At 66.3% G+C, this 9,227-nt stretch carries 8 protein-coding genes; 2 read left to right on the top strand and 6 right to left on the bottom strand.

All coding sequences use genetic code 11. From position 1 onward, the window contains the following. The 6 genes from B3E94_RS17805 to B3E94_RS17830 form a co-directional block, all read right to left on the bottom strand. On the bottom strand, nt 1–143 hold a 143-nt coding region (locus B3E94_RS17805; protein WP_286914507.1), incomplete at its 3' end, for an NAD(P)/FAD-dependent oxidoreductase. Nucleotides 144–274: 131 nt separating this feature from the next. Continuing rightward, the gene (gene dbpA, locus B3E94_RS17810) at nt 275–1,612 is read right to left on the bottom strand and encodes an ATP-dependent RNA helicase DbpA (RefSeq protein ID WP_236193528.1); all 1,338 of its coding nucleotides are present in this window, start codon (nt 1,610–1,612) and stop codon (nt 275–277) included. A 112-nt stretch (nt 1,613–1,724) separates the two neighbouring features. Then, nucleotides 1,725–3,152, bottom strand: coding sequence for a multidrug transporter subunit MdtD (gene mdtD / locus B3E94_RS17815; protein WP_176513801.1), 1,428 nt, complete (start codon nt 3,150–3,152; stop codon nt 1,725–1,727). A 100-nt stretch (nt 3,153–3,252) separates the two neighbouring features. After that, nucleotides 3,253–4,578, bottom strand: coding sequence for a TldD/PmbA family protein (locus tag B3E94_RS17820; RefSeq protein WP_236237458.1), 1,326 nt, complete (start codon nt 4,576–4,578; stop codon nt 3,253–3,255). Beyond that, a complete protein-coding gene (locus B3E94_RS17825; RefSeq protein ID WP_286914503.1) occupies nt 4,578–6,020 on the bottom strand; it encodes a TldD/PmbA family protein in 1,443 nt (480 codons plus the stop codon). Before B3E94_RS17825 ends, B3E94_RS17820 begins: the two co-directional genes overlap by 1 nt. 31 nt (nt 6,021–6,051) lie before the next feature. Continuing rightward, nucleotides 6,052–7,854, bottom strand: coding sequence for an acyl-CoA dehydrogenase (locus B3E94_RS17830; RefSeq protein WP_286914504.1), 1,803 nt, complete (start codon nt 7,852–7,854; stop codon nt 6,052–6,054). Between the two features lie 449 nt (nt 7,855–8,303). On the opposite strand from B3E94_RS17830, the gene B3E94_RS17835 reads away from it, so the two are divergent. Continuing rightward, complete coding sequence (locus B3E94_RS17835) at nt 8,304–8,546, top strand: hypothetical protein (RefSeq protein ID WP_286914505.1); 243 nt, start codon at nt 8,304–8,306, stop codon at nt 8,544–8,546. 157 nt (nt 8,547–8,703) lie between these two features. Continuing rightward, entirely contained in the window at nt 8,704–8,973 is a 270-nt protein-coding gene (locus B3E94_RS17840; RefSeq protein WP_286914506.1) for a DUF3077 domain-containing protein, read from the top strand. Nucleotides 8,974–9,227 lie beyond the last annotated feature (254 nt).

The following is a 9,227-nucleotide window of genomic DNA, read 5'->3' on the forward strand; positions in this document are numbered from 1 at the left end:
CCGCCGCCGGACATGAGGATCTTCTTGCCGGGCTTGTTGGCGTGGTCGAGCAGCAGCACCCGGCGGCCACGGCGGGCGCTGAGCTGGGCGCACATCAGGCCGGCGGCGCCGGCGCCGAGGATGATCACGTCGGTGGAGTGCACGGTATACCTCTTGGTAATAGGGGCCGCGGTGCGGCCCAATCGCCGGCAAGCCGGCTCCCACAAGGGCGGCACACCCCTCATGTGGGAGCCGGCTTGCCGGCGATTGGGCTGCAAAGCAGCCCCAGGAATCGTCAGATAATGCGGACTTTCAGGGCCCGGCCCTTGATCTTGCCGCTGTTCAGCCGCTGCATGGCCTGCTTGGCCAGCGCCCGCTCCACGGCAACGAACGCCTGGAAGTCGAAGATGGCGATCTTGCCCACCTGCTTGCCCGGAATGCCGGCATCACCGGTCAGCGCACCCAGGATGTCACCCGGGCGCAGCTTGTCCTTGCGCCCGGCGGCAATGCACAGGGTGGTCATCACCGGCAGCAGCGGCTCGCCGCCTTTGTGCTTCAGGCTGTCCAGCTGGTCCCAGCGCAGCGGGCTTTTCTGCAGCGCTTCGATGGCCTGGGCGCGGTGGCCTTCGGCTGGCGCCACCAGGCTCACGGCAATGCCTTTCTCGCCTGCACGGCCGGTGCGGCCGACGCGGTGCACGTGGATTTCCGCATCACGGGCCAATTCGACGTTGATGACCATGTCCAGGCCATCGATGTCCAGGCCACGGGCGGCCACGTCGGTGGCCACCAGCACCGAGCTGCTGCGGTTGGCGAACATGGTCAGCACCTGGTCGCGGTCGCGCTGCTCCAGGTCGCCGTGCAGGGCCTGGGCGACGATGCCCTTGGCGGTCAGGTGGGCCACCACGTCCTCGCACTGCTGCTTGGTGAAGCAGAACGCCACGCAGGACTGCGGGCGGTAGTGGCCGAGCACGCGGGTAACGGCTTCCAGGCGCTGCTGCGGGTCGATCTCGATGAAGCGCTGCTCGATCTGGTTGTCGGTGTGCAGGCTCTCGACCTTCACTTGCTGCGGCTTGCGCATGAAATCGGCGGCCAGCTGCTCGATGCCGGCCGGGTAGGTGGCCGAGAACAGCAGGGTCTGGCGGCGCGACGGGGTCTTGCCGATGATGGCGGCGATGGCGTCGAAGAAGCCCATGTCGAGCATGCGGTCGGCTTCGTCGAGCACCAGGGTGTTGAGCCCGTCGAGGACCAGGGTGCCCTTGTCCAGGTGCTGCTGGATGCGGCCTGGGGTGCCGACGATGATGTGCGCACCGTGCTCCAGCGAGGCGATCTGCGGGCCCAGCGACACACCGCCGCAGAGGGTGAGGATCTTGATGTTGTCCTCGGCCCGGGCCAGGCGGCGCAGCTCTTTGGCCACCTGGTCGGCGAGCTCGCGGGTGGGGCACAGCACCAGGGCCTGGCAGCCGAAGTAGCGCGGGTTGATCGGGTTGAGCAGGCCGATGCCGAAGGCGGCGGTCTTGCCGCTGCCGGTCTTGGCCTGGGCGATCAGGTCCTGGCCCTTGAGGATGACGGGCAGGCTCTGGGCCTGGATGGGCGTCATCGAGGCATAGCCGAGGGCGTCCAGGTTGGCCAGCATGGCGGCGGACAGCGGCAAGGTAGCAAAGGCGGTGGATTCGGTGGTCACGAGGCGGGCCTGCGGTGCGAAGCGAAAAATGCCGCACAGTCTACCAGCCCCATGGCCATTCGCCCTACGATTCCACGTGTTGTTCCGGACGACGGGCACGCCTTCCGTCCGTCGGCGCCAGTTGCAGGAAGATCGCCGCGGCCAGCATGGCCATCACGCCGATGGTCACGAAGGTCAGCTGGAAGGCCTGCAGGGTGGTTTCCACGCCTTCTGCGCTGCCGGCGGCGGTGAAGCCGCCGAGCAAGGCGCCGGCGCAGGCCACGCCCAGGCTCAACGACAGCTGCGCGACCACCGACAGCAGGCTGTTGCCGCTGCTGGCGGCGGCATCGTCGAGGTCGATCAGGGTCACCGTGTTCATGGCCGTGAACTGCATCGAGTTGACCGCCCCGAGCAGGCCCAGTTGCACCAGCAGCACGGCATAGGGGGTCTGCTCATCGACCAGCCCCAGGCTGGCCAGCAGCAGGCCCAGCAGCAGCGTGTTGCCGGTGAGCACGATGCGGTAGCCCAGGCGCTCGATCAGCGGCCTGGCGATGGACTTGGCGAGCATCGCCGCCGCCGCCAGCGGGATCATGCTCATGCCCGCCTGGGCCGGCGAATAGCCCAGCGCCACCTGCAGCAGCAACGGCACCAGGAACGGCAGGGCGCCGCTGCCCAGGCGCGCGAACAGGTTGCCGAGGATGCCGATGGCGAAGGTGCGCACGCGGAACAGGCTGGGCGAGAACAGCGGCTCCGGGTCGCGCCCGGCGCGCAGCCAGTAAGCGGCCAGGCAGGCCATGCCGGCGAACAGCAAAAGCATGACCCGCAGGTGCGGCAGGTGCAGTTCGCCCAGGCCTTCCATGGCGATGGTGATCAGCACCATGGCCGCGCCAAACAGGATGAAGCCCGGGCCGTCGAAGGTGGTGCGCTCGGCGCCGCGCAGGTCGGGGATGAACTTCCACACCGCATAGCAACCCAGCGCGCCCACCGGCAGGTTGATCAGAAAGATCCAGTGCCAGCTGAGGATTTCCACCAGCCAGCCGCCCAGGGTGGGGCCCAGCAGCGGGCCGAGCAGGCCGGGGATGGTGATGAAGCTCATGATCCGCACCAGCTCGGTGCGCGGGTAGGCGCGCAGCACCACCAGCCGCCCGACCGGCAGCATCAGCGCGCCGCCCAGGCCCTGCACCACGCGGGCGAAGATCAGGAAGCCGAGGCTGTTGGTCATGGCGCACAGCAGCGAGCCGAAGCTGAACAGCAGGATGGCGCTGAAGAAGATGCGCTTGGTGCCGAAGCGGTCGGCGATCCAGCCCGAGGCGGGGATCAGCAGGGCCACGGTGAGCATGTAGGCAATGATCACGCCCTGCATGCGCAGCGGGTTTTCATCCAGGGAGCGGGCCATGGCCGGCAGCGCGGTGTTGAGGATGGTGCCGTCCAGGGACTGCATGAAGAAAGCGATCGCCACCACCCAGGGGATCCAGCGGGCGGTGGTCGGGTCCAGCGGGGTGCGTTCGGGCATGGCGTCCTCTTCCGTCTGTCCGGGCCTCATCGCCGGCAAGCCGGCTCCCACAGGGGTGTTGTGGGAGCCGGCTTGCCGGCGATGAGGCCCGGATGGACAATCACAATGTCAAGGTCAGCCCTTTGACCAGCGCCCCCGGCAAATGACTCGACCCGGTACTGCGCTGCCCATAGGTACTGGTCGACAGGATCATCTCGCGCTCGCAGGTCAGGTCTTCCAGCTGGCTGCCCAGCAGGCTGTACAGGCTGTCATCGAAGCGCATGGTGCTGACCGGCCCCTGGATCTGCCCGTTCTCCACCCAGAAGGTGGCGAAGCGGGTCAGCCCGGTCATGCGCGCGGCGGGCAGGTCCGAGTAGTTCAGGTACCACAGGTTACTGATGTATAGCCCAGTGCCCAGGCGTTCAAGAATCTGCTCGCTGGCCAAGCCGCCCGGCGCCAGGCTCAGCGCGCAGGGCGACTCGTAGCTGTCGGCGCCGTTGCTGGGCAATCCGAACTCGACCGCGCTGCGGGCGCTGACCAGCTTGTCCACCGCGCGCCCCTGGCGGATCAGCGGCACATCCAGGCGCGGCGAGCCCTCATCGGAAAACGCCGGGCTCAACGAACCACTGACCTGTTCGCTGAAGCTGACCTGCGGGCTCAGCCGCGCATCGCCGTTGTACAAGCGCTGCAGGGCACTGTTGCCGGTGGCCAGCGCCTGGGCCGAGAAACCGCCCCAGCACAGCATGCCGGCGATTTCGTCCATGGCCGCGGGCGCCAGGTAGGCGCGGTAGCTGCCGGGCTTGAGGGTGACTGCCGGGCGGCCGAGGAAGCCCAGCTGCTCACGGGCCTGGCGCAGGCGTGCGCTGAAGTCGTCGGCGTTCCACACCTGGCCGGCATAGTTGGCTTTCACCGCCTGGCCATTGCTGTGGAACAGGCTCCAGTCGAAGTTGAAGCTGTTGGCCTGGTGCCAGCCAAAGGCGCCGAAGGAGCTGGCGAAACCGCGGCAGATCGGGCCGGCGGCATAGATGCCAACCAGGTCCAGGTCGCCCGCTTCGCGCTCGAGCAGCGCCAGCACTTCGCTCAACGCCGGCAGCGGCTGTTGTTGCTGGCTGTGGCTGTGCCAGGGGTTTTCGTCAAGGCGCAGGTAAGGGTCCACGGCCAGCAATGGCAGGGTCTGGCGCAGTTGCTGCAAAGCCTCGCCCAGGCGCTGGCGGTCCAGCTGCGCATCGTCGCTCAAGGTGACCTGGTGCTCGGCCTGGCGCCCGTCACGGATCAGCCGCAACTGCGCGCTGGCCTGGCTCACGGCGCCGGCCTGGCGCACCTTGGCGTGGTTGAAACGCACGAACTGCGAGTGTTCGGCGCTGTAGCCGAGGGTGAACTGCTCGCCGGGTTGCAGTGCATCGCGCAGCACGCCCACCAGGGCTTCGAATGTTTGCTGTGGTGTCATCAGGCGTCTCCCCCGAATACGTCGATCTGGCGGAACACGCAGGCGGGCGAGGCGTGGCCCACGCGTACCACCTGGTTGGGTTCGCCCTTGCCGCAGTTGGGCGTGCCCAAGACCTGGAAGGTGCTGCGGTCGCCGACCGCCGCCAGGTTGCCCCAGAACTGCGCGGAAATACCGCGGTAGTTGGGGTTCTTGACGATGCCCTTGAGCTCGCCGTTTTCGATCAGTTGCCCCCATTCGCAGCCGAACTGGAACTTGTTGCGCGCATCGTCGATGGACCAGGAGCGGTTGGTGCGCATCAGGATGCCGTGCTCGATGCCTGCGATCAGCTGCTGCAGCGGCTGGTCGCCAGGCTCGATGTTGAGGTTGGCCATGCGGTCGATCGGCGCGCGGTTCCAGCCGCAGGCACGGCTGTTGGCCACGCCGTCCAGGCCTGAGCGGAACTGCGACAGCGCACCGCCCAGCGGGCGCAGCAGCAGGCCGTCGCGAATCAGGTACTGCTTGCTGGCCGGGGTGCCGTCGTCGTCATGGCTGTAGCTGGCCAGCTCTTCGCCGATGGTCGGGTCGAAGGTCACGTTGAGCCATTTGGAGCCGTACTGCAGGTGGCCGAAATCGCTGGCTTTGACGAAGCTGGTGCCGGCGTAGTTGCGCTCGTCGCCGAGGATGCGGTCCATCTCCAGCGGGTGGCCGATGGACTCGTGGATCTGCAGCATCATCTGGTCGGGCATCAGCAGCAGGTCGCGGGCGCCGCTGGGGGTGTTGGGCGCCAGCAGCAGTTGCAAGGCCTCGTCGGCGATGTGGCGGCCGGCGCCGACCAGGCCGCAGCGCTCGATGACCTCGAAGCCGCCCTGCTGGCCGAAGTTGTCACGGCCAAGGCTGCGGCTCTGGCTGTCCTGCCCGTCGCTGGCGGTCACGCCAAGGCCCGGGAACAGGAAGCGCTGGGCATGGCGCAGCTCGGCGCCGGCGCTGTTCAGGTAGGTCTGTTCGACCAGGCTCATGCCAAGGCTGGCCTGCCAATCCACCAGGCGGCTGTCCTTGGGCACGCTGGCCGATTCGGCGGCGAGCAGGCCAAGGCAGTCGGCGAGGCTCGGCAGCGGTTGCTCGAAGTTGGGCGAGACATGGTCGTGGCGCGCAGCGGTCACCGCTTGCTCGCGCAGGTCGAGCAGGCTGTGCCGGGCGATTTGCCGGGCCAGGTTTTCGGCCTGTTCGAGGGCGCGCTGCAGGCCTTGCTGAGACAAGTCGGCGGTGGCCGCATAGGCCTCCACGCCATTGACCCGCACGGTGAGCATGGCGCCTTCGTCCTGGCTGAACAGCGGCGGCTCGGCGACGTTGCGCCGAACCGAAAGCGATTGGTGCGACTGTTTTACATGACGCAGGGAAAACAACTCGGCCGTGCTGCGCAGCGCGGCGAAGCGCTGGCGCAGCAAAGCGCTGGAATCGAACATGGAAAAGCCTCCGTGTACACGGTGGCTCCCCCTAGAACCACCCCTCTTGCATGGCCAGGCAGGTGTCGTCGCGCGCCTCGAGCAATGCCAGCTCATTATGGCAGCCAGGTACTTCCCAGGTCAGGAAATAACGTGCGGCCTGCAGCTTGCCCTGGTAGAAGTCGCGGTCGCCGGCATTGCCCTTGAGCAGGCCCAGTTCGGCGTGGATGGCCTGCTCCAGCCAGCGCCAGCCGACCACGCAATGGCCGAACGCCTTGAGGTACAGCGCGGAGTTGGCCAGGGCGCCGGCGACCTTGCCTTGTGCCAGGTCGCCGAGCAGGGCCAGGGTCACGGCCTGCAGGCGATTGACCAGTTGCTCCAATGGCTGGCGCAGGGCGTCGAGGTTCGGATGATGGCTGGCGCGTTCGCCGGTTGCGGCGATCAGCCGGATCAGCAGTTTCAAGCCGGCGCCGTTGTTCTGCGCCAGCTTGCGCCCGAGCAGGTCGAGCGACTGGATGCCCTCGGTGCCCTCGTGGATCGGGTTCAGGCGGTTGTCGCGGTAGTACTGCTCCACCGGGTATTCGCGGGTGTAGCCGTGGCCGCCGAGGATCTGGATGGCCAACTCGTTGGCCTTGAGGCAGAAGGCCGAGGGCCAGGACTTGACGATCGGGGTCAGCAGGTCGAGCAGCTCCTTGGCCTGTTGCCGTGCGCTTTCGTCGGGGGCGGTGTGGGTGTCGTCGAACAGGCGCGCAGCGTACAGGCCGAGGTCGAACGCGCCCTCCACGTAGGCTTTCTGCGCCAGCAGCATGCGCTTGACGTCGGTGTGGTTGATGATCGGCACGGCCGGGCTGTGCGGGTCCTTGCTGTCCGGCAGGCGGCCCTGCGGGCGCTGGCGCGCGTACTCCAGCGAGTACAGGTAGCCGGCGTAGCCGAGCATCACCGCGCCCATGCCGACGCCGATGCGCGCCTCGTTCATCATCTGGAACATGCAGGCCAGGCCCTGGTGCGGCTGGCCCACCAGGTAGCCGACGCATTCGCCGTTGTCGCCGAAGTTCAGCGCAGTGGAGGTGGTGCCGCGCCAGCCCATCTTGTGGAACAGGCCCGCCAGCAGCACATCGTTGCGCGCACCGCGGCTGCCGTCGTCGTTGACCAGGTACTTGGGCACGATGAACAGCGAGATGCCCTTCACCCCGGCGGGCGCGTCCGGCAGTTTGGCCAGCACCATGTGCACGATGTTTTCCGACAGCTCGTGGTCGCCGCCGGAGATGAAGATCTTGTTGCCCTTGAGCCGATAGCTGCCGTCGCCGGCAGGTTCGGCGCGGGTGCGGATATCGGCCAGCGAGGAGCCGGCGTGGGGCTCGGTCAGCGCCATGGTGCCGTAGTAGCGGCCTTCGATCATCGGCTGCAGGTACAGGCGCTTTTGCGCTTCGCTGCCGAAGGTTTCGATCAGGTTGGCCGCGCCCATGGTCAGGAACGGGTAGGCCGTGGTGCCGGCGTTGGCCGCCTGGAAGTGCGCGAAGCAGGCTTGCGAGACCAGGCTGGGCAACTGCATGCCGCCCACTTCGAAGTCGCGGTTGGCGTTGAGGAAGCCCGCTTCGAGGAAGGCGTCCACCGCAGGCTTGACCTCGGGAATCAGCTCGGCGCGGCCATCCACATAGCGCGGCTCGTTCTCGTCGGCCTTGCGGTTGTGCGGGGCGAAGTACTTTTCGGCGATGGTGCGGGCAGTGGCCAGCGCGGCGTCGAAGGTTTCGCGGCTGTGCTCGGCGAAGCGCGGGCGTTGGGTCAGGGCTTGGGCGTCGAGCACTTCGTAGAGTTCGAAGGCGAGGTTGCGGGGGCTGAGCAGGGTCTCGGGCATGGGGGCGGTCCTTGGGCGGGCTTGGGCCGAGTCTAGGGATTGAGGGGGGAGGGGGACAGGTTAATTGGTGTGGGTGATATGGGTTTAGAAGATGACGTAGCAGGGCGGGCAGTGGCCGGGAGGCAACTTGTTGCGATTTGTGTGTGAATTGTAGGAATTTCTCGCTTTCTTGTAGGCTATTTCCCAAACATAATTCCAGCTCTTCCAAGCCATTGCGATGTCCAGGGTGGCGCTCTAGTCTCGGGCGGTCGTTGCGAAACAGCGACCGGCTTTGACAGGCCGCTCTGAACGAACCGCATAGGTTTGCCTTGTTATGGCAGCTGTGTGTGGGGCACTTCGCGTGCGCCGGTTTCGGTTCTGTTCGCCGGTCTGTCAACCCATACACAGCTGCCACCTTCTTGTTTGACAGCATGCGGTGGTGGTCCTTTGTCATGAACAGGACAGTTACCATGCTCAAAATCGTTCCCGATCCACCTCACAACTTCCACTCCCTCGAAGACACCCTCATCCAGGCCACGGAGTATGCCCAGTGCGCACAGACCGTGGTGCACCAGGCCTTGTTGCTGCAGCCAAAATCCCCTGCGTCGATCCTGATGATGGCTTCCATGCATGAACTCGAAGCGCTGCGCGTTTTGCTTGAGTCGGCGTTGATCCAGGCGCAGATGCCGGCAGAGCCGCGAGTGGCGCACTAGGCCGCAACAGATGGGTTATCTGGTACGGCCTCTTCGCGGGACAAGCCCGCTCCCACAGAATCTCTGCTGCCCTCAGGCCTGGCGGGGGAACCTGTGGGAGCGGGCTTGCCCCGCGAAGAGGCCCGCCCAGGCACTGAAAATTCAGGGAGATCAAGCAATGAGCACAGACGAAACCAAAACCTGCACGACGGTAGGCAAGACCCAGTTCTTCCAAGGCGAAGGCATGACCCAACCGCTGTTTTGCATCGCCCCCGGCATCCCCTGCCAAGCCGCCCGGGAGCAGGCTTCCGAGTTGATGGGCTATGTGCGGGACATGACCCTCACAGGCCTGATGGAGGGTGACCAGCGACTGATCTGGGCTTCCCATTACCTGAGTGGGTTGGCCAAGGCGCTGTTGGATGATGCTGAGCTGGGGATGAAGCACTGACTATTGGCGATGCCGTTGATTGACAGCATCAACTATGGGGCCGCGTGGCGGCCCATTTTTGATCCAGGACCCACAAAAAAAGGAGAGCCTAAGCTCTCCTTCTTCACCACCAACCCTCAGCCTCAGCCAATGGTCATCAGGCTGGCGTTGCCCCCCGCCGCAGCGGTGTTCACGCTCACCGCCCGCTCGATCACCAAGCGCTCCAGCGCAATCTGGTGATCACCGCTGGACAGCCCGTGCACGCCAACGATCGC

The sequence above is a fragment of the Pseudomonas sp. UBA6315 genome (genome assembly GCF_002438125.1).
In the GTDB taxonomy this organism is placed as follows: domain Bacteria; phylum Pseudomonadota; class Gammaproteobacteria; order Pseudomonadales; family Pseudomonadaceae; genus Aquipseudomonas; species Aquipseudomonas faucium.